The organism is Pseudomonas borbori (assembly GCF_900115555.1).
Taxonomy (GTDB): Bacteria; Pseudomonadota; Gammaproteobacteria; order Pseudomonadales; family Pseudomonadaceae; genus Aquipseudomonas; species Aquipseudomonas borbori.
Genome location: NZ_FOWX01000025.1, coordinates 1 through 19,735 on the forward strand (window position 1 = coordinate 1; position 19,735 = coordinate 19,735).

At 61.2% G+C, this 19,735-nt stretch carries 16 protein-coding genes; 9 read left to right on the plus strand and 7 right to left on the minus strand.

Annotation, left to right across the window (positions count from 1 at the left end):
* The 4 genes from BM315_RS17045 to BM315_RS17060 form a co-directional block, all read right to left on the minus strand.
* On the minus strand, nucleotides 1–620 hold a 620-nt coding region (locus BM315_RS17045), incomplete at its 3' end, for a carboxyl transferase domain-containing protein (RefSeq protein WP_280140428.1).
* Nucleotides 621–724: 104 nt separating this feature from the next.
* The gene (locus BM315_RS17050) at nucleotides 725–1,906 is read right to left on the minus strand and encodes an isovaleryl-CoA dehydrogenase (protein WP_090503189.1); all 1,182 of its coding nucleotides are present in this window, start codon (nucleotides 1,904–1,906) and stop codon (nucleotides 725–727) included.
* 37 nt (nucleotides 1,907–1,943) lie between these two features.
* Nucleotides 1,944–2,324, minus strand: a complete 381-nt coding sequence (locus BM315_RS17055; protein WP_090503383.1) for a MerR family transcriptional regulator — start codon at nucleotides 2,322–2,324, stop codon at nucleotides 1,944–1,946.
* A gap of 148 nt (nucleotides 2,325–2,472) precedes the next feature.
* The gene (locus BM315_RS17060) at nucleotides 2,473–6,036 is read right to left on the minus strand and encodes an indolepyruvate ferredoxin oxidoreductase family protein (RefSeq protein ID WP_090503192.1); all 3,564 of its coding nucleotides are present in this window, start codon (nucleotides 6,034–6,036) and stop codon (nucleotides 2,473–2,475) included.
* 473 nt (nucleotides 6,037–6,509) lie between these two features.
* Between BM315_RS17060 and BM315_RS17065 the strand changes: the two genes are divergently transcribed.
* The 8 genes from BM315_RS17065 (at nucleotide 6,510) to BM315_RS17100 (ending at nucleotide 15,666) form a co-directional block, all read left to right on the plus strand.
* Nucleotides 6,510–8,174, plus strand: a complete 1,665-nt coding sequence (locus BM315_RS17065; RefSeq protein WP_090503195.1) for a DUF1302 domain-containing protein — start codon at nucleotides 6,510–6,512, stop codon at nucleotides 8,172–8,174.
* Between the two features lie 156 nt (nucleotides 8,175–8,330).
* Nucleotides 8,331–9,683, plus strand: a complete 1,353-nt coding sequence (locus BM315_RS17070) for a DUF1329 domain-containing protein (RefSeq protein WP_090503197.1) — start codon at nucleotides 8,331–8,333, stop codon at nucleotides 9,681–9,683.
* Between the two features lie 62 nt (nucleotides 9,684–9,745).
* Nucleotides 9,746–10,543: an SDR family NAD(P)-dependent oxidoreductase gene (locus tag BM315_RS17075; protein ID WP_090503200.1), complete on the plus strand. Its 798-nt coding sequence runs from the start codon at nucleotides 9,746–9,748 to the stop codon at nucleotides 10,541–10,543.
* 48 nt (nucleotides 10,544–10,591) lie between these two features.
* A complete protein-coding gene (locus BM315_RS17080) occupies nucleotides 10,592–11,038 on the plus strand; it encodes a nuclear transport factor 2 family protein (RefSeq protein ID WP_090503202.1) in 447 nt (148 codons plus the stop codon).
* A gap of 46 nt (nucleotides 11,039–11,084) precedes the next feature.
* Nucleotides 11,085–12,461, plus strand: a complete 1,377-nt coding sequence (locus BM315_RS17085; RefSeq protein WP_090503205.1) for a phosphotransferase family protein — start codon at nucleotides 11,085–11,087, stop codon at nucleotides 12,459–12,461.
* 30 nt (nucleotides 12,462–12,491) lie between these two features.
* A complete protein-coding gene (locus BM315_RS17090) occupies nucleotides 12,492–13,334 on the plus strand; it encodes an SDR family NAD(P)-dependent oxidoreductase (protein ID WP_090503208.1) in 843 nt (280 codons plus the stop codon).
* Between the two features lie 68 nt (nucleotides 13,335–13,402).
* A complete protein-coding gene (locus BM315_RS17095) occupies nucleotides 13,403–14,656 on the plus strand; it encodes an MFS transporter (RefSeq protein WP_090503211.1) in 1,254 nt (417 codons plus the stop codon).
* 83 nt (nucleotides 14,657–14,739) lie between these two features.
* On the plus strand, nucleotides 14,740–15,666 hold the full coding sequence (locus tag BM315_RS17100) for a quinone oxidoreductase family protein (RefSeq protein ID WP_090503214.1): 927 nt from the start codon (nucleotides 14,740–14,742) through the stop codon (nucleotides 15,664–15,666).
* A 188-nt stretch (nucleotides 15,667–15,854) separates the two neighbouring features.
* Here BM315_RS17100 and BM315_RS17105 read toward each other — a convergent pair whose 3' ends face one another.
* Nucleotides 15,855–16,760, minus strand: a complete 906-nt coding sequence (locus BM315_RS17105; protein WP_090503216.1) for a helix-turn-helix domain-containing protein — start codon at nucleotides 16,758–16,760, stop codon at nucleotides 15,855–15,857.
* Nucleotides 16,761–16,932: 172 nt separating this feature from the next.
* On the opposite strand from BM315_RS17105, the gene BM315_RS17110 reads away from it, so the two are divergent.
* The gene (locus tag BM315_RS17110; RefSeq protein ID WP_090503219.1) at nucleotides 16,933–17,844 is read left to right on the plus strand and encodes a LysR family transcriptional regulator; all 912 of its coding nucleotides are present in this window, start codon (nucleotides 16,933–16,935) and stop codon (nucleotides 17,842–17,844) included.
* A gap of 67 nt (nucleotides 17,845–17,911) precedes the next feature.
* Here the strand turns inward: BM315_RS17110 and BM315_RS17115 are convergent, their stop codons facing one another.
* Nucleotides 17,912–18,463 carry a glutathione peroxidase gene (locus BM315_RS17115; protein ID WP_090503222.1) on the minus strand — a complete coding sequence of 184 codons (552 nt, stop codon included), beginning with the start codon at nucleotides 18,461–18,463 and terminating at the stop codon, nucleotides 17,912–17,914.
* A gap of 72 nt (nucleotides 18,464–18,535) precedes the next feature.
* The gene (locus tag BM315_RS17120) at nucleotides 18,536–19,384 is read right to left on the minus strand and encodes an SDR family oxidoreductase (protein ID WP_090503225.1); all 849 of its coding nucleotides are present in this window, start codon (nucleotides 19,382–19,384) and stop codon (nucleotides 18,536–18,538) included.
* Between the last annotated feature and the right edge of the window lie 351 nt (nucleotides 19,385–19,735).

Sequence of the window (19,735 nt, forward strand, 5' to 3'; positions counted from 1 at the left end):
TTGCGCACCATGATCGCCTCGTCGGCCATGGCCGGCACATAGGCGCCGCCGGCGGTGCAGGAGCCCATGACCACGGCGATCTGCGGGATGCCCATGGCGCTCATGTTGGCCTGGTTGAAGAAGATCCGGCCGAAGTGTTCGCGGTCCGGGAACACCTCATCCTGGCGCGGCAGGTTGGCGCCGCCGGAATCGACCAGGTAGATGCACGGCAGGCGATTCTGCTGGGCGATGGCCTGGGCGCGCAGGTGTTTCTTCACGGTCAGCGGGTAGTAGCTGCCGCCTTTCACCGTGGCGTCGTTGGCCACGATCATGCATTCGACGCCTTGGACCCGGCCGATGCCGGCAATCACCCCGGCGGCGGGTACGTCTTCGCCGTAGACGCCATGGGCCGCCAGTTGGCCGATCTCGAGGAACGGCGAACCGATATCCAGCAGGCGGTTGATGCGTTCGCGCGGCAGCAGCTTGCCGCGCGAGGTATGCCGATGCTGGGCCTTCTCGCCGCCGCCCTCATGGACGCGGGCGAGCAGGGCGCGCAGGGCGCCCACCTGGGTGAGCATGGCTGCGCTGTTGGCGGCGAACTCCGGCGAGCGTGTATTGATCTGGGTGTGCAGGATGGCCATCAGTGACTCCGATACCGTAATCCGTAGGGTGGATGACGTTTTATCCATCCACCAGCTTTGGTGGAAAACGCTTCGCGGTTTTCCACCCTACGCGGGCAAGCGCCTTACTTGGTTTCGTTGAACAGCTCGCGGCCGATCAGCATGCGGCGGATCTCGCTGGTACCGGCGCCGATCTCGTAGAGCTTGGCGTCACGCCACAGACGGCCGGTGGGGTAATCGTTGATATAACCGTTACCGCCGAGGATCTGGATCGCCTCGCCGGCGAGCCAGGTGGCTTTTTCCGCGGTATAGAGGATCACCCCGGCGCAGTCCTTACGGACCTGGCGCGCATGCCCGGAGCCGATCGAATCCAGGTGCTTGCCTACAGCGTAGAGATAGGCGCGGCATGCCTGGAGGGTGGTGTACATGTCGGCGACCTTGCCCTGGATCAGTTGGAACTCGCCGATGCTCTGACCGAACTGCTTACGGTCATGGATATAGGGCACGATCACATCCATCGCCGCCTGCATCAGACCCAGCGGCCCGCCGCTGAGTACGGCGCGTTCGTAGTCGAGGCCGCTCATCAGCACCTTGACGCCTTCATCAACCTGGCCCAGTACGTTCTCCTCGGGAACCTCGACATCCTGGAACACCAACTCGCCGGTGTGCGAACCACGCATACCGAGCTTGTCGAGCTTCTGCGCGCAGCTGAAACCTGGTGTGCCTTTTTCCAGAATGAACGCGGTCATGCCCTTGGCACCGGCGCTCAGGTCGGTCTTGGCGTAGACCACTAGCACGTCACAATCGGGGCCGTTGGTGATCCACATTTTGGTGCCGTTGAGTACATATCGGTCACCTTTCTTGTCGGCGCGTAGCTTCATCGATACTACGTCGGAGCCGGCATTAGGCTCACTCATTGCCAGAGCACCGATGTGTTCGCCGCTGACCAGCTTGGGCAGGAATTTGGCCTTCTGTGCGTCGCTACCGTTGCGGTTAATCTGGTTGACGCACAGATTGGAGTGGGCTCCATAGGACAGTCCGATGCCGCCCGCAGCGCGGGAGATCTCTTCCATGGCAATCATATGAGCCAGGTAGCCCATACCCGAGCCACCATATTGTTCGGGGACGGTCATACCGAGCAGGCCCATGTCGCCGAACTTGCGCCACAGGTCCATGGGGAACTGATCGGTGCGGTCTGCGGCTTCCGCGCGCGGGGCGATTTCTTTGGCTGCAAAGCTGGCAACGGAATCGCGCAGCATGTCGATGTCTTCACCAAGGAAGAAATTCAGTCCGGGCAAATGGCTCATGGTCCAGCTCTCCTGTAATCGTTGTCGATTGCTTGATTCATACCGCAGGTTGCCGCAGTGCGGCCTGGCAGCGTTGTTCTGCTGTGTTCAATTCCAGCTGCATGTGCTGGATGTCCAAAATCTGTTGTTCGAGTTGCTCCCGGCGTCCGGCAATTTTCTCCAGAAAGCGGCTCAGTTGTTTGTGGTTGCCGCCGGCGGGGTCGTACATACCAATCAGTTCCTTACATTCAGCCAGCGAGAAGCCAATACGCTTGCCTCGCAGGATCAGCCTCAGCGTGACCCCGTCGCGTAGCGAGTAGATACGCTCCTGGCCGCGTCGCTGGGGCACAAGCAGGCCCTGTTCCTCGTAGAAGCGGATGGTGCGGGTGGTCACTTGCATCTCGCGGGCAAGCTCGGAAATGCTGTATGTCCTTGGCATGCTCACGCGCGAATTACCTTTACGTTAACGTTTGTCCGCTTCCGTCGATTCAGCCACTGGCGTATCACCAGGCGGCTAAGCGCTCGACAGCTGTGCTTACTGCGATCCGCAGATCTGCGCAGGGCCTTCGAGAAGGCCCTGCGACCGATCAAAGCTGGGCCGCTGGGATGCGTACGGGTTTGCTGGCTAGGCCGGCATCGTGGAACTGATCCCCATGGCACCATTGCTCTAGCAGCTGGGTCTTTTGCTGCTGGGCATGGGCCAGGTAGCGCTCCTTGACCGGGCCATAGCCGCGTACTGCATCTGGCAGGCTGGCCAGCTTCACGGCGGTCTCGAGTTTTTCCGGGCTGAGCTCCGTTAGCAGTTGGTCGAGGATCTGTTCATAGCTGTGCAGCCACTCGCGCTCGACTTTGCGTTCGTGGGTGTAGCCGAACGGGTCCAGCCAGGTGTTACGCAGGAATTTCATTTTGGCCAGCAGCTTGAAGCCCTTGAGCATCCACGGGCCGAAGCTGCGCTTGGCCGGCTCGACGCCTGGCGCGGCTTTGTTCAGCAGCGGTGGCGCTAGGTGGAAGCGCAGGCTGTAGTCACCCTCGAAGGTCGTTTCGATCTTCTTGAGGAACTCGCCGTTGGTGAACAGGCGCGCCACTTCGTACTCGTCCTTGATGGCCAGGACTTTGAAGTAATAGCGCGCCACCGCCTCGGTGAGCGGGCCCGGCTGGCCGCACAGGGCAGATTCCGCTGCGCTGAATTGCTCGACTCGATCCCGATAACGCTTGGCCAGGGTTGCATCCTGGTACTCGGTGAGGAAACCGGCACGCCGGGTAATGCGTTCCTCCAGGCTCTGCGCCAGTTGGCGGTCGCGGCTCTGGACCTTGCTGGCCTCGAGGTTGCGCTGTACCCGTGGCAGGTCGACGGCAGCGCGGCGGCCCCAGGCGAAGGCCGCGCGGTTGAACGCTACTGCGGTACCGTTCAGCTCGATGGCCTGCAGCAGGGCGTCCTCGCCCACCGGTAGCCAGCCTTTCTGGTAGGCAAAGCCGAGCATGAAGGTGTTGGTGGCAATGGAGTCGCCCATCAGCGCGGTGGCGATCCGGCTGGCGTCGATAAAGCTGGCCTGACTGTCGCCGACCGCTTCGCGGATTTGCGCGGCCATGTCCTGGCTTTGGAACTTGGGATCGGGGTTGGCTTGCAGGTCGCCGCTTTCCGCCTGCTTGGCGAAGCTGCGCACGAAGGCGCTGGTGATGCTTTCCTCGCTGTTGACCAGTGCGTGGGTGACGCCCTGACGCAATTTCATCAGGGTTTCACTGTTGGCGCTGACCACCAGGTCGCAGCCGAGCAACAGGCTGGTTTCGCCCTCGGCGATGCGCGGCGCGAACAGCTGCTCCTGACGCGCGGCGATGCGGATGTGCGACCACACCGCGCCGCCTTTCTGCGCCATGCCGGCCATGTCCAGGTTGAGTGCACCCTTGCCTTCGATAAAGGCCGCCATGCCGAGCAGGGCACCGATGGTGACCACGCCGGTACCGCCGACGCCGGTGACCAGGATGCTGTACGGCTCATCCAGGGCGAGTGGCGAGGGTTGCGGCAGATCCCAGCGCTCTTCGCTGTTCTCGGCCAGGGCCTTGGGCTTGCGCAGCTTGCCACCTTCGACGGTGACGAAGCTCGGGCAGAAGCCGGACAGGCAGGTGAAATCCTTGTTGCAGGAGGACTGGTCGATCTCGCGCTTGCGACCGAATTCGGTTTCCACCGCGACCACCGACATGCAGTTGGATTTGCTGCTGCAGTCGCCGCAGCCCTCGCACACGGCCTCGTTGATCACCACGCGACGTGCCGGGTCGGGGAACTTGCCACGCTTGCGCCGACGACGCTTCTCGGCGGCGCAGGTCTGATCGTAGATCAATGCCGAAACACCGGGGAATTCGCGTAGCTCCTTCTGACACTCTTCCATCCGCTCGCGGGCATATACCGGAACGCCTTCAGCAAGATCCTTGGCGTCGCGGTATTTGTCTGGATCCTCGCTGACCACGATGATGCGCTGTACACCTTCGGCAGCCAGTTGGCGGCTGATTTGCGCCACGCTCAAGGTGCCGTCTACCGGTTGGCCACCGGTCATGGCAACTGCATCGTTGTAGAGAATCTTGTAGGTAATACGCGACTTGGCGGCTACCGCCGCGCGGATCGCCAGCAGGCCGGAGTGGAAGTAGGTGCCGTCACCGAGGTTGGCGAATACGTGCTGGGTTTCGGTGAACGGAGCTTGGCCGATCCAAGCCGCGCCTTCGCCGCCCATTTGGCTGAAGGTCTGGGTCTGCGGGTAGATCCAGGCCGCCATGTAATGGCAACCGATGCCGGCCAGCGCGCGGCTGCCTTCGGGAACTTTGGTCGAGGTGTTATGCGGGCAGCCGGAGCAGTAGTGCGGCACCCGATCCATCAGGTTGTTGAAGTGCCCCTTGCACGCCAACTGGGCGTCGAGGACCGCCAGGCTTACCTGCAACTGGTCGTTCTGCTGCTGACGCAGAATGCGTCCGGCCAACGCGCGGGCGATCTGTGCCGGGGTCAGTTCGCCGATGGCCGGCAGCAGCCAGCCCGTGTGCGGCAGGCTCCACTCGCCTTTGTCATCGAATTTACCGACGATGTGCGGGCGTACGTCTTCGCGCCAGTTGTAGAGTTCTTCCTTCAACTGGTACTCGATCAGGTGACGTTTTTCCTCGACCACCACGATCTCTTCCAGCCCATCGGCAAACTGGCGCACACCCTCGGCCTCCAGTGGCCAGATCATGCCGACCTTGTACACGCGCAGACCGAGTTGCTGCGCCATGGCCTCATCGATGCCGAGAATCTTCAGCGCCTGACAGACGTCGAGGTAGGACTTGCCGGAGGTGATAATGCCGATGCGCGCCTTGGGCGAGTCGAGCACGATACGGTCGAGGCTGTTGGCCTTGGCATACGCCAGTGCAGCATACAGTTTGTGCTCGAGCAGACGCTGTTCCTGCGCCAGGGGCGGGTCCGGCCAGCGAATATTGAGGCCGCCCTCGGGGAGCTCGAACTCGGGGATGATCGGCTGCACGCGGTGCGGGTCGAGGTCGACGATGGCGGCGCTTTCCACGGTGTCGGCGACCGCCTTGAGTGCGACCCAGCAGCCGGAGTAACGCGACATGGCCCAACCGTGCAGGCCGTAATCGAGGTATTCCTGTACCCCGGACGGTGCCAGCACCGGCATCATGACCGCCTTGAAAATGTGCTCGGTCTGATGCGGCAGGGAAGAGGAGCGGGCACCATGGTCGTCGCCGGCAATCGCCAGCACGCCGCCGAACTTAGAAGTGCCGGCGGCATTGGCGTGACGGAATACGTCGCCGCAACGGTCCACGCCCGGGCCCTTGCCGTACCACATGCCGAATACGCCATCGTACTTGGCACCTTCGAAGATGTTGACCTGCTGGGTGCCCCATAGCGAGGTGGCGGCGAGGTCTTCGTTGACCCCGGGTTGGAACACCGTGTGGTGCTGCTTGAGGTGATCGCGGGCTTTCCACAGGGCCTGATCGAAGTTACCCAGGGGCGAGCCGCGGTAACCGGAGATGAAACCTGCAGTATTGAGGCCAGCGTCGAGGTCGCGCTGGCGCTGCATCAGCGGCAAGCGCACCAGCGCCTGGATACCGGTCAGCAATACTTTTCCGCTTTGCTGAACGTACTTGTCGTCCAGGGACGGTGACGTGCTCATGGCTAACCTCCAATCTTGTTCTTATTGATTCCGATTGCCTCACTTGGGGAGGAATCGCTCAGAAAATATGAACAGATTGTCTGTTAGTGTTTTGTTATCTTAAAGACATAAAAATTGCTTTAAGGTATTTGATAAACAAATACCTAATGGCCTTGCCCCGAACAGCCACCGCACATACCTGGTGAGGGCGCAATGTCCTTAGGTTCAGCAGTGCGTCGAGCGCGACGGACAGGTCGAGCGAGCAGATCCGGCGGCATGAACGGTCTGCCGACCTGTTATCGATCCGCACCACTCAGCCACAGGCAGGGGCGCGCTTATGACCTGTGTATTTCAGCAATAGCCCTTTGTATTTCAGCGATAGCCTGAATCGTTGTGTCTGCGCATGTCCTCTCGTCTACTCAGTCGGCGGCTCTGCCAGCGGTGATCGTTGCAGTCAGCTGCGAATAACAATAACAAGCGAGACGGAGATTTTGATGTCTATTGGCAACCTGAAGCTGACCCGCCTGGCAATTGGCGTAGCCGTCGCCCTGGTCTGTAGCGGCCTGACCCAGGCAAGAGAGTTCACTACCGCAAACCCTGACCTGACCCTGCGTTGGGACAACACGCTGCGCTACAACCTCGGGATTCGGGCTGAAGAGCGCGAACAAGCGCTGGCCAACAATGCGACCTATGATGAATCCGACTCCAAATTCGACCGTGGTGACGTGGTAACCAACCGCATCGATGTGATGAGCGAGTTCGAATTGGCTTACCAGCAGTACCATGGGATTCGCGTCAGCGGCGCTGGCTGGTACGACCAGGCCTACGCCGATTCTGATGTCGAGACAAACTCCGGCAATGTCTTCTACCCAGGTGCGTTCCCCGGGGCTAGTACCCCGAGCTACCGAAGCGGTGAGTATTCGGGATTCACCAAGCGCTACCACCGCGGTTTGAGTGGCGAGTTGCTGGATGCTTTCGTCTTTACCCGCTTCAACCTCGGCGATGTGCCGGTCAGTCTGCGTGCGGGCCGACATACCGTGTACTGGGGCAACGGCCTGCTGATTCCCGGTCATGCGGTGTCCTATTCCCAGGCCCCGCTCGACGGCCGCAAGGCGGTGAGTAACCCCGGTACCGAAACCCGCGAGATCTTCCTGCCGCTGACCCAGGTGTCGGCCCAGGCTCAGATCAACGACCGGCTGTCGTTGGCGGCTCAGTATTTCTTCGAGTGGGACACCACTCGTGCGCCAGAAGGCGGCACCTATCTGGCATCCGCCGATGTGGCGCTTGAGGGGCCCGATCAATTGCCACTGTTTCAGGGGTTTGCCCGCCCGCTGGTCGATCCGCTGACGCCAGGGGACCGCGGTAATTGGGGCGTGATGGGCACTTACAGTCTGGACTTCCTGCACTCGGATATCGGCCTGTACTACCGCGAATATGATGACTACACCCCCTGGGGGCTGCAGGTCGGTGCCAATTTCGCACGCTACGTGTATGCCGAGAACGTCAAGCTTTATGGGCTGAGCTGGGCCGCCGGCCCGGTGCTCGGGGGCGCGTCGCTGGGCGTCGATTTGTCCTACCGCAAGAATGCCTCATTGATATCGAAAAACTTCAGCGCCGTGGATAACCAGGGCGCGCGCGGCGACACCGTGCACATGGTGGTCAACACACTGTGGCTGCTCCCACGCACCGACTACTTCGACACGGGCAGCTTTATCGCCGAACTGGCCTACAGCCATGTGCAGAAAGTCACCGAGCACAAGGAGTTGTTCAAGGGCGAGGGCTATGACGGTTGCCCCTCCGGTCAGGACAAGGAGTGGGGCTGTGCGACCCGTAACTATGTCGGCGTGGCGTTCAACCTGTCTCCGCAATGGCTTGGCGTGTTCCCGGGGTGGAACATTTCCGCACCGATGAGCTTCGACTATGGCCTGTCCGGCAACGCGGCCAACGGTGGCGGCAGTGAAGGCAAGTACAGCTACAAGGTGGGCATCAAGGGCACTTTCGATGAACGCTATGACGTCACCCTCGCTTACATCGGTTACGGCAGCCAGCGTAAGTACGCCGACATCGCTGGAGTTGGCAAGACGGTGGTGGGCGGCACTGGAGACATTGGCCTGTCGGATCGCAACTGGCTTTCGCTGAGCTTCAGTACGGCGTTCTGATGCTGGCGGGCCGGTCCACTCGTGAATCCGCGGCATATCAACCTCACGACATCCTTCTTCGCCCTGCGACTGCTTGGTAGCACGACGCGTGCTTGTTTGTTCGCTCTTGCTGCGCCTGTTGCCAGGCGACTACAAAAACAATGACTGGAGGTACTCATGACTTTAAATACCTACGCGACGGGGCTACTGGCCGTGTTGTTGGTCGGCACGGCTACTGCCGACAACAGTCCCATGCCCAGTGACCTCGGCGGCAAGCTGACCCGTTTCGGGGCGATTGCTGCCGGCAGCGCCGATGGCAACATTCCCGCCTACGCAGGTGGCCTCAAGGTGCCAGCGGGGCTGCAACCCGGCGACGGCTTCTGGCCCAACCCCTTCGCCGATGAACAGCCACGTCTGCGCATCGATGCCAGTAATGCACAGCAGTATGCCGAGCAATTGTCTGCCGGGCAGATGAAGCTGCTCAAGGACAACCCGCAGAGCTACTTCATGGAGGTCTATCCGACCCACCGCACTGCCGCGTTTCCCGAAGCATTTCTCGCCGCCACCGAACGCAACGCCAGCAACCCGGAATGCAAGTCGTTGAACCAAGGGTTGTCGCTCGCCGAGGCCTGTCGCGGTGGCCTGCCGTTCCCGCTGCCCAAGGATGGTCAGCAGGTGATGTGGAACTACATCCTCAACTACCAGGGGGTCAATGGCTGGGACTGGAATCACAGTGCCTATGTGGTCAACCAGGGCCACGTAACGCTGACCAACACCAACCGCGCCACCGGTGAGAAACCCTACTACCAGATTGACGTGGCGGACCGCGACCCGGGCATCGCCCAGCGGATCTGGTCGCGCATTATTGCCCCGGCACGGACGGCCGGGCAGGCGTCCGGTTACTGGGACTATCTCGATCCGGTGGCTAACGCCCGTTCGGCCTGGAGCTATTCGACCGGCCAACGGCGCGTGCGCAAGGCCCCGGAGTTTGCCTACGACACACCTAACTCGGCATTCGGCGGGGTGTCGTTCTACGACGAAATCTTCCTGTTCTCCGGGAAGATGGACCGCTTCGACTGGAAGCTGCTGGGCAAGCAGGAAATGCTGATTCCCTATAGCAACTATGACCTCAAGTGGAAGTGCGACATGGCCACCAAATTGATGGACAAGCACATCAATCCGGCCTGTGAGCGTTGGGAGTTGCATCGCGTCTGGGTGGTCGAGGCCACACGCAAGGAAGGCGTGCGTCACGCGCAGAAGACCCGCCGTTACTACATCGATGAGGACACCTACGGAGCGGCGTTGTATGACGCCTGGGACGACAGCGGGGAGATGTTCCGCGCCGGTGCACAGTACAACATCCAGGCGTATGGCATCCCCAATAACCCACAAAACGACGCCTACTCGCTGTACGACTTCACGCGTCATCAGTACGGCATGTTCGGCAACGGTCCAACCCGCTATCGCCAGGCGCCGGTGGCCGAGCGCGAAGCCAACCCGCAAACCATCGCCAGCGGCCAGGCCCGTTGATGCCCGCCCTCGGTCTGGCGCAGAGCGCTGCGTCCAGGTCTTCCTGCAACAGGAGAGAGTCTATGTATCGTCTTGAAGGCAAGGTTGCGCTGATCACCGGTGCTGCCAGTGGCATCGGCCGCGCAGCCGCGCAGATGTTCGCCGCCCAGGGCGCGCATGTAGTGGTCACCGATCTCTATGGTGACGCCGCGCAGCGGGTGGCCCAAGGCATTGTCGAGAGCGGCGGTAGCGCCATCGGCTTGAAGGTCGATGTCGGCGTCGAGGCCGACCTGCAGCAGATGGTCGAGACAGCCGTGCAGACCTTCGGCCGTCTCGACGTGTTGTTCAACAACGCGGTCAACAAGAATCCGCAAACCGCGCGCGACGTGGATTTCCTTAACTTCAACCAGGAGCTGTTCCACGCCAACATGCGGGTCAACGTGCTCGGCGGCGTGCTGGCGTGCAAGTACGCGTTGCCACACATGCTGGAGCAAGGCGCAGGTTCGGTCATCTTTACTTCCTCGACCAGCTCGATTGCCGGTGAAGTCGCACAGTTCAGCTATGGCGCTTCGAAGGCGGCGCTGAACTGGTATGTGCAGAGCATCGCCGCGACCTTCGGCAAACGCGGTGTGCGCTGCAACGCCATCCTGCCGGGGGTGATCCGCACCGCTGCGCTCGAGGGCTGGGCCAACGAACAGATGACCCAGGCCTTTCTCGATATCCAGAACGTACCGCGTCTCGGCGAGCCGGAGGATATCGCCAGCATGGCGCTGTTCCTCGCCAGCGACGAGTCGCGTTACGTCAACGGCGCGCTGCTGCGCGTCGATGGCGGCATGAGCTGTGGCACGCCGATGGTGCCAGTGGTACGCGCCTATCTCTAAACCCTGGCGCGTGCTTGAGGTACGCGCCGAACGACACTGGAGCTTGCCATGGGCATGCAACAAGAAAACTTTATCCGCGAATTCTGCGAGGCCTGGGGCGATGGCAGTGCATCGACCCGCCCGCAGATCGACAAGATCCTCGCCATGATGGCCGAGGACGCGGTCTGGCAGCTGTGGGTGCCGGGAGGCCCGGTAATTCGCGGTCAGGCCGCGCTTCGCCAGGAGATCGAACGACAGATGAGCTACGTCACCCACAACAAATGCAAGATCCGCAACATGGTCTCCAGCGACAACCTGGTGATGACCGAACGAGACGACTACGCGGTATCCCGGGGGCTGCCGATGCCGCATTCGATGGTGGCGGTCTACGAACTGGATGAGCAGGGGCTGATCAAGGCCTGGCGCGAATACCTGGATACGGCGGATCTGGCGAAGAAGAAGGGCGTACCGATCGAGCAGGTTGGCGGACCGAGTCTGAGCAAGGCGGTCGGCTGAGCGCGTGCCCGCATGCGGTGCGGTAGATTTCTGGGGGGAGATGTAGATGCAAACGCAAGAAGATCAAGGCAGTGCAGATACGTTGAATGAGCAGCAACTGCGCAACTTTGTCGAGCAGTTGCTGGGTGGCGAAATTATCAGTATGGAGCGCCTGCTGCGCTGGCGGCCGGCGTGGAACCTCGAGCTGCGGCGTGGCGGCGAAGTGCTGGCGTTGCATATCCGCGGCGACCGTGGCGGTGATGTCAGTCCTTTCCCGGAGCTGCGCCGCGAGGCCGACATCCTTACCCTGCTGGGTGAGCAGGGGATTCCAGTGCCAAAAATCTACGGTTTTTGTGAGGAACCACAAGCCATCATCATGCAGCAGGTGCGCGGTACCCGTGATCTCGCCACGGCGGCCAGCGACGCCCAGCGCAGTGACCTGGCGCGGCAGTATGTGCAGGCCATGGCGGCGATGCACCAACTGCCCCTGGAACCGTTCACCGCCCAGGGCATCGGCCTGCCGCTGGGGGCCGAGCAGATCAGCCTGGCCGGGCTCGAGGCTTATTACCCGCTGTATGCCCGCAACAAGACCAAGCCGCAGCCGCTGGCCGAGTTCGCCCTCGGCTGGTTGCGGCGCAACGTGCCCAAGCACCGTACCAAGGCGGCGTTCGTGCAGTACGACTCCGGCCAGTACCTGTTCGAGAACGGCAAGGTCAATGCGCTCTACGACTTCGAGTTCGCCATGCTCGGCGATCCACTGGCAGATTTGGCTTCGGCGCGCATGCGCGACAATTACGAGCCGCTGGGCGCGCGCTTCAGCGAGCTCTACCGCTATTACCAGGAAGTGACTGGTGAAGCCGCTGATCCGGATGTGGTGCGCTTCCACACGGTGCTGTTCTCCACCGTCAGCACCATGCAGTTCTCTGCCACCATTGCCACCCCGCAGCCGGGTGATCCGCATGACACCTACATCGAGTTCGACATTGCCTTGCGCCGCGTGGTGGTGCATGCGCTCGCCGAGGCGATGGGCATTGCCATCGAGACTCCAGACCTGAAGATCAAAGCCAGCGGGCCGAACGCGCAACTGCTGCTGATGCTCAAGGATGCGCTCGAGCAATTGGAGGTGAGCGGCGAGTTCCAGAAAAGCAAACGTCAGTCGGTGGCCAAGTTGGTCGAGTACCTGACCTGTGCCGACGCCATGGCCCTGCAACTGCTGCAGATCGATCAGGCCGAAGTGGAAGCCTTGCTGGATCGCCGCTTCGACGACTACAGCCAGCTTGACGCGGCCCTGGAAGACTTCGTCAAGCGCGCGGGTCCGGAATACGACGAGCGCCTGCTGCGCCTGTTCATGGCGCAGATCGAGCGCCGCGTACAGGTCTACGGCGCTACGGCGATCGGCGCTTCGGCCAGCCATATCGACCTGCCGCCGATCGAGTCGCATTGACGCTTGGTTGCAGCCATTCGAGGAATTCAGATGTCGTCATCTACCAAGCAGGCCAGTGCAGTGCTGGCATTCCAACAGAAATACGGGCCCTGGGCGCTGATCGCCGGGGCTTCCCACGGCGTTGGTGCAGCCTTTGCCCAGCAGCTGGCGGCACGCGGCTTGAACTGCGTACTGGTGGCGCGCCGTGAAGAAGCGCTGCGCGACTTGCAAGCGCAACTGATCGAAGAGTATGGCGTCGAGGTGCTGCTGGTCACCCAGGACCTTGCGCATGCCGACGCGACCAGCAAGTTGCTCGCCGCCGTGGCCGAGCGGGAAATCGGCCTGTTCGTCTACAACGCCGGGGGCGATCCCTATATCACCAAATTCCTCGACACCTCAGTCGACGACTGGAGCACCTTGCTGCGCCTCAACGCTCTGACAGTGATGGCGTGCAGCCACGCTTTCGGCGGACGCATGTTGGAGCGTGGTCGCGGCGGTTTGATTCTGGTCGGTTCGCAGGCGGCACTGGGGGGGATTCGCAAACTGGCTATGTATAGCGCGACCAAGGGCTTTGCGCTGAACCTCGGCGAGTCGTTGTGGGCCGAGTGGAAAGACCGGGGTGTCGATGTGTTGAACCTGCTGATAGGCACTGTGGACACGCCGACCATGCGCGCTGCCATGGTCAAGCTGAAGATTGCCGATGCCCTGACCATGGTCTTGCCCAAGGCCGGGGAGATCGTCGAGGTGGCTCTGCGCGAGCTGGCCAATGGCCCGACGCTGATCCATCCAGAAGACCTCAGCTTTAGCGATCCGGCGCTGCAACCGGGCACCGTCCGCCAGCAGCATGTGCTGAGCAAAAGTGCCGAGGCGGCCCTGTTTATCGGCACCGATTGAGCAAGGTTACCGGCCGCCTCGGTGGCCGGTAACGACAGTCGACCCCGTCCATCCGGCGAGTAGTGTTTATGAAAAAATTCAACAACCTGGAATTCAAACGCGGCTGGCATGTGCTGATCCTGGCCATTGTCGGCGTAGCCACCAGCTCCAGCTCGTTGCTGCTGTATAGCTTCAGCTCTATGGTGATTCCCTTGGAGCAGGCCATGGGCTGGGCGCGCAGTGATTTGCAGGCGGCGATTACTGCGTTGTCTCTGGGCACCATTGTCGCGGCGCAACTGGCCGGCTGGCTGAACCTGCGTTACGGCCTGCGCGCCGTGACCCTGGTGTCGCTGGTAACCCTGTCGCTCAGTGTGCTGATGCTGAGCCAGATCAGGGGCTCGATCTGGATGCTCTACCTGGGTTTCTTTCTGGTGCCGCTTGCCGGCTTGGGCACCTTGCAGATCACGTGGTCGCACCTGGTCAACCTGTGGTTCGAGGAGAACCGTGGTTTTGCCCTGGCGATCATTCTCAGTGGTTCAGGATTGGCGGCGATCATGCTGCCGCTAATCACCACTTGGGCGATCAGTAGTTGGAACTGGCAGGCCGGTTTTATCGCGCTTGCGTTGCTGCCGCTGTTGTTGGCGCTGCCGCTGGCGCTGCGCTGGCTGATCCCGGAGATCCGCAGCACCAGCAAGAATATTCAGCCCGGTAGTGAGGAAGAGCGCGAGCGTCCGGGCCTGTTATTCAAGGATGCCCTGTGCTCCTGGCGCTTCTGGGTATGCAACCTGTCGATGACCCTGGTGGTGTCCTGCGTGGTTGGCATGGTTACCAATATCGTGCCAATGCTGCAGGACCGCGGGCTGACGGCGCTACAGGCCGGACAGGTATTCAGCAGCTTCGGTGTTTCGCTGATTCTCGGGCGTCTGCTGGTGGGCTATTTGATTGACCGGTTGTGGGCTCCGGGCGTCGCTGCGCTGGCCTTGCTGATGCCGGCCGTTGCCTGCCTGGTCTTCATCTATGGCGAGTCCAGCCTGTTGTCCTTCACCATCGCCACCTTGCTGGTGGGAATCGGGGCGGGGGCCGAGTTCGATATCGCCGCCTTCCTGATCGCACGCTATTTCGGCATGCGCGACTATGGCCGTCTGTTCGGTGTGCACCTAGGGCTGGTCACCGCCGGTGCCGCCACCGCGCCGCTGTTGTTCGGGGCCTTACTGAGCACGACCGGCAGCTACACCGCGATGCTCGGCCTCTGCTTCGGGTGCTTCGTGGTCGGGCCGCTACTGTTGTTGGGGCTGGGCGGCTACCCGGTGTTCCGGTCGGTGCCGGTTGCGGCCAATGCATAAAAAGATATGGACAAATTGTAGAAATGTGTTCAATTTGTCCGGACCGATGAGTGCCAACAACAAGAGTCCGTGATGGAGGCAATATGCGTGCTGCTGTGATTTCCGAACGTAACGCTCCGCCGGTGGTCGGCGAGTTCCGCGAGCCCGAGCCGCAGGAAGGCTCGGTGCTGATCGAAGTGGATACCGCCGGCCTGGGTGGCTGGGATGTGCTGGGCGCCTACCGCCTGGGCGTGGAATACCCGTGTGTCATTCGTGGCGAGGGCGTCGGTCGTGCCCCCGATGGCCGCCGCGTGTATTTCGGTGAGCGTTCGCTGTTGCCGTTCGGTGCCTGGGCCGAGCGCACCGTGGTGCCGGCTGCGGAAGTCTGGGATGTGCCGGACGACGTGGATGACAAGACCGCCATCAGCATGGGTATTGCTGCCACCGGCGCCATCGTGCCGCTGGAGCAGGCGAAGATCCAGAAAGGCGAGAAGGTGCTGATCCTCGGGGCCACCGGCACCCTCGGTCAGATCGCTCTGCAACTGGCCCGCGGCATGGGCGCAGGCAAGGTGGTGGGCGCGGCGCGCTCCGAGGAAGCCTTGCTGCGGTTGAAGTCACGGGGCATCGCCGACGAGGTGGTGACCCTGGGCGGTGCCGATGACGTGGCCGCGCTCAAGGATGCATCCGGCGGCGGCTTCGACGTGGTCCTCGATCTGGTCTGCGGCCAGCCGATGCTGACCTCGCTGAAAGCCACCAACTGGGGCGCGCGGATCATGACCATCGGTACCGGTGCCGGGCGTCAGCTCAATCTGGACATCGCCGACCTGCTGTTCCGCACCCTGTCGTGCATCGGTACCGGCCAGCGGCCGCCAGCCGATCGCGAGCAGATCTGGAAGCGCCTGCTGAAGATCGCCAAGGAGCAACAGATCCACGTCGACTACGTCGATTACACCTTGGACCAGGCTGCCGAAGCGTGGGCAGCGCAAGTGTCCGGCCCGCATGCCAAGATCACGGCTAGCATCAGGCGCTGAATGGGTTAGAGAGGGCGTTTGTCGTTAAACCGCACCTGACGCAACAACAAACCGTTGAGCGACTTTAGCCGCGAAAGCGCCATGAACTTTGCGGCCCTTGTGGGCCGTTTTATTTGTCTGTCTGTTTGCGAAGGTAAAAGCGCCGCCCGGGATTGCTAGTTGCTACCGGTGGTACATCGGGGCGCGTCTCAGCCCAAACGCTGTCGGCGAAATTCCTCTGGCGTCAGGCCAACCGCCTTGCGAAAAGCAGCGGAAAAAGCTGCAGCATTCTGGAAGCCGCTCTGATAGGCGACCTGCTTGATCAGCAGGCGCTGGTCGGCGAGTAGCGCCATGGCCTTGTTCATGCGGGTTTGCGCGGCATAGTGGCGCAGCGTCTTGCCGGTGGTGTTCTTGAAGTAGACCGAGAGCTTCCTGACCGGTAAGGCGCAAATGTCCGCCAGGCGCTGAAGGGAAAGGTCTTCCGCGGGGCCGGCGTCCACCAGTTCGCGCACCAACGCGAGCTGTCTGGCACTGAGCTTGCCAGCGGCATCGCCGGAGTCCTGGGTGCCGAGAAATTCTCGTCGCAGATCCAGGGCGATACTGGTCAGCAGGCATTCGGTATGTAACTCGCTGGCGAATCCTGGCGCTGCGACTTCTTCGGCCAGCCGCTGCAATGAGGCCTGGAGGTAGGGGCTCTGCAGGTTCAGCATGCTTTCGTTGGCGCATTCTTCCCAGTTCCAGTGATACGCCGCCAGTGCCCCTAACGCTGCGGTGTCGAACAGGCAGATCAGTGCTTTCTGTTGGCAGGCCCCATGCTTGAGATGAAACTCGGTACCATGAGGAATGAATAGGAGTTGGCCAAGTGGCTTGAAGTGGCGCATGCCCCGCCCGGAAAACCTTCCGAGATTGTGTTCGGATTCGCCTTGGTTGAAGTCGTCGGCTGGCAACCTTAGGCGTATCAAACAGCTGTTGCGGATTTCCACCGACGCCGTGCCTGAGCAGGACCAGCGCGCATGCTCGAGGCGGATATCGAAGCCCTTCTGGTATAACGAGGCTTCGGTCTGAAAGTCGCCTGAATGTTCGGATTCGTACTCGCTATAGTTGATCGGATTCATCTTCTACCTTCAGCCATTCTTATTATTGGTGCTTAAGCCGGGCGGTCGCGAAACCGCGTCTGCAGCCGGATCCGCATCCCTAGTGAGGCGCAAATCCGCTCAGCAACTGAGTGTACTCAGCGGATGCCCGAAGGCAGTTCACAATTACAGGTCACAGGTATCAGATAAGCAGATGGCTAAGGGCAAAGATATTTCGATGCGACAGTTGCGCTACTTCGTAGCGGCGGCCGACGCGGGCCAGTTTTCCCAGGCGGCGCTCAAGGTGCATGTCTCGCAGTCGGCCATCACTGCCGCTGTCTTGCAGTTGGAGCAGGCGCTTGGCGTCAGCCTGTTCGAGCGCTTGCCCTATGGCGTTGCCTTGACCGCCGAAGGCAACAAGTTCGCCCAACACGCGCGACATATCCTCGACACCCTGCAGGATGCGCTTAGCGAGCCGTTGTTTCTTGGGCACTCGATGCAAGGGGTGGTGCGAGTCGGGGCGTCCTATACGGTGCTCGGCTACTTTCTGCCCGCCTTGCTGGCGCGCTTCAAGCGCAGCTACCCGCAGGTGGAGATCGACCTGCTCGACATGGATCGACCGAGTATCGAGACGGCGGTTCTCAGTGGCGAGTTGGATCTTGGCTTGGCCATCATTTCCAATACCCAGGATTTGATGCGCTTCGAGCACCATGTACTGATCCGCTCGCGGCGTCAGTTGTGGTTGGCCACTCAGCATCCGCTGAATGCAGTCTCGTCAATCACGTTGGCAGACGTGGCAGAGCATGCGTACATCATGCCGACTGTGGACGAGGGGGAAGTTTCGGCTCTGCGCTATTGGCAGTCCCAGGGGCGGATGCCCAAGGTGGCGTTTCGAACGTCATCGATGGAAGCCTTGCGCGGGCTGGTCGCTCATGGTTTTGGCGTGACCATACTCTCCGACATGCTTTATCGGGCCTGGTCGCTGGAAGGCAAGAAAATCGAGAGTCGGCCGCTGGTCGATGTCATTCCACCCATGGAATTGGGGCTGATCTGGCGCCCCGAGGCGCAACTATCCGAGCCGGCCCAGGCGTTTCGCCAGTTCCTGATCATGGCCTGTGCGTCCTGAAAGACGGCCGATCATCGAGGCATGGCCGGGGCTGGCCTCGATGATCAGTGGGGTAGGGCGCTGAGGGTTAAGGTGTCAGGTTTAATTGGGCGTCGATGGCCTGGCGCAGGTCAGCGTCGTCGGCCGCGATGTCCGGGGCGAAGCGTCCAACCACCTGCCCGTCGCGGCTGACCAGGAACTTCTCGAAGTTCCACTGCACTGCCGGTGCCGGCTCGACTTCGATGCCGTAGCCCTTGAGCCGCTCGCGCATCGGGCCGTCGCCGCTGGCGAGCGGTTGGGCCTCTGTGAGTATGCTGTACAGTGGGTGCTGCTCGGCACCGGTTACCGCGATCTTGGCGAACAGTGGAAACTGAACGCTGTAGTTGAGATTGCAAAACGCCTGAATCTCCTCATCGCTGCCCGGCTCCTGGCCACGGAAATCGTTCGCTGGAAAACCCAGTACTTCGAACCCTTGTGCACGCTTTTCTTCATAGAGTGCCTCGAGGCCTTCGTATTGCGGGGTGAGTCCACATTTCGAGGCGACGTTGACGATCAGCAGCACCTTGCCTTTGAACTGATCGAGCGTCAGGGGATTGCCTTCGATGGATTTCAGCGGGATATCGTAGAGTTTCTGACTCATGGGGAGGCTCCTGATTGCGGTAGTCGCCGCCCGCAACATGCCTGTCGAGGCGGGCCTTGGGGCAGGTTGTAGTCAGCCGTTTTGGTTGCTGTTGCGCTCGCGGATCATGGCCGCGAAATCGCGCTTGAGGGTAGGGAAGTAGGCGATCTGCCCACCCATGCCGCCGGCGATATCAATGGAGGCGGCGCTGATGAAACTAGCGTATTCGCTGGCCAGGAACAGAGCCATGCCGGCTACGTCTTCCGGTTTGCCATAGCGGCCGATCGGCACCACCTTCATGACCATGGCATCGAATTCCTCGCGGCTTACGCCCGGTCCCATTTCCTTGTAGTGACGATCCCACTGCCCGGTATCGATCCAGCCCATGTTCAGGCTGTTGACCAGTATGTTGTCCTTGGCCAGTGACATGCCCAACGAGCGCGACAGAGCCACGCAGGCGGCGCGGTTGATCACGGACGGGATTCCATCCGGCGTTGGAACGGTACCCGCCAGGGCATTGATCTCGATGATCCGCCCCCAGCGCTGTTCACGCATGAAGGGCACGACCGCCTGGACAAAGCGAAAATGGCCCATCTGCAGAATGTTCGCGTGTTCGAGGATGTCTTCCGGCGTCAGCGTATCCAGATTGCCGCCCTTGCCCTGGCCTGCGTTGTTGACCAGCACATCCACCCCGCCCCAGCTGTCGGCGACTTCCTGAACGAACTGCTTGACGGCCGCGCTATCGGTTACATCGACCGCGCGGGCGATCACTGCCTCGGCGTTTGCTTGTAACGCCTTGCCGGCCGTAACGACGGCCTCTTCGGTACGTGCGCAGATCGCGACCCGCGCACCTTCTGCGGCGAATGCCTGGGCAATAGCCTGGCCGATACCTCGGGACGCGCCGGTCACGATCACGCGCTTGCCACTGAGATCAATATTCATGAGGTCTCCGTGTGAGTGGGAATGGGGGCATACGAGGCGTACGGCTCCCCTTCTAGGCTGCACTATGCAGCGCGGATGCTAGGCTCATTAAAGCCAATCCGATGCGTGGAATAAAGTAATTTATGAACAAAAACAGAATATATGTTTATTTTGTTTGGGCGCCGTTCGAAGGTCCCGAGCTTGGCGCTACCCTGAGGCTGGTTTGTCTTGCCCCTGCTCTGTAATGCACTTGAGAAGGGTTGTGTATAACAAACCATAGAATTCTGTATAAAGAACTTCAATCTGCATGTGGAATTTGATGTTTTGATGCGCTATGGTAGGCCTCACGCTAAGTGGAACGGTTCTGCCGCT

Bases quoted from the DNA above. Each gene is read 5' to 3' on its own strand.
- BM315_RS17110 (WP_090503219.1), top strand. From the start codon at position 16,933: ATGGCTAAGGGCAAAGATATTTCGATGCGACAGTTGCGCTACTTCGTA.
- BM315_RS17120 (WP_090503225.1), bottom strand. From the start codon at position 19,384: ATGAATATTGATCTCAGTGGCAAGCGCGTGATCGTGACCGGCGCGTCC.
- BM315_RS17050 (WP_090503189.1), bottom strand. From the start codon at position 1,906: ATGAGCCATTTGCCCGGACTGAATTTCTTCCTTGGTGAAGACATCGAC.
- BM315_RS17095 (WP_090503211.1), top strand. From the start codon at position 13,403: ATGAAAAAATTCAACAACCTGGAATTCAAACGCGGCTGGCATGTGCTG.
- BM315_RS17100 (WP_090503214.1), top strand. From the start codon at position 14,740: ATGCGTGCTGCTGTGATTTCCGAACGTAACGCTCCGCCGGTGGTCGGC.
- BM315_RS17075 (WP_090503200.1), top strand. From the start codon at position 9,746: ATGTATCGTCTTGAAGGCAAGGTTGCGCTGATCACCGGTGCTGCCAGT.
- BM315_RS17060 (WP_090503192.1), bottom strand. From the start codon at position 6,036: ATGAGCACGTCACCGTCCCTGGACGACAAGTACGTTCAGCAAAGCGGA.
- BM315_RS17105 (WP_090503216.1), bottom strand. From the start codon at position 16,760: ATGAATCCGATCAACTATAGCGAGTACGAATCCGAACATTCAGGCGAC.
- BM315_RS17070 (WP_090503197.1), top strand. From the start codon at position 8,331: ATGACTTTAAATACCTACGCGACGGGGCTACTGGCCGTGTTGTTGGTC.
- BM315_RS17090 (WP_090503208.1), top strand. From the start codon at position 12,492: ATGTCGTCATCTACCAAGCAGGCCAGTGCAGTGCTGGCATTCCAACAG.
- BM315_RS17115 (WP_090503222.1), bottom strand. From the start codon at position 18,463: ATGAGTCAGAAACTCTACGATATCCCGCTGAAATCCATCGAAGGCAAT.
- BM315_RS17085 (WP_090503205.1), top strand. From the start codon at position 11,085: ATGCAAACGCAAGAAGATCAAGGCAGTGCAGATACGTTGAATGAGCAG.
- BM315_RS17065 (WP_090503195.1), top strand. From the start codon at position 6,510: ATGTCTATTGGCAACCTGAAGCTGACCCGCCTGGCAATTGGCGTAGCC.
- BM315_RS17055 (WP_090503383.1), bottom strand. From the start codon at position 2,324: ATGCCAAGGACATACAGCATTTCCGAGCTTGCCCGCGAGATGCAAGTG.
- BM315_RS17080 (WP_090503202.1), top strand. From the start codon at position 10,592: ATGGGCATGCAACAAGAAAACTTTATCCGCGAATTCTGCGAGGCCTGG.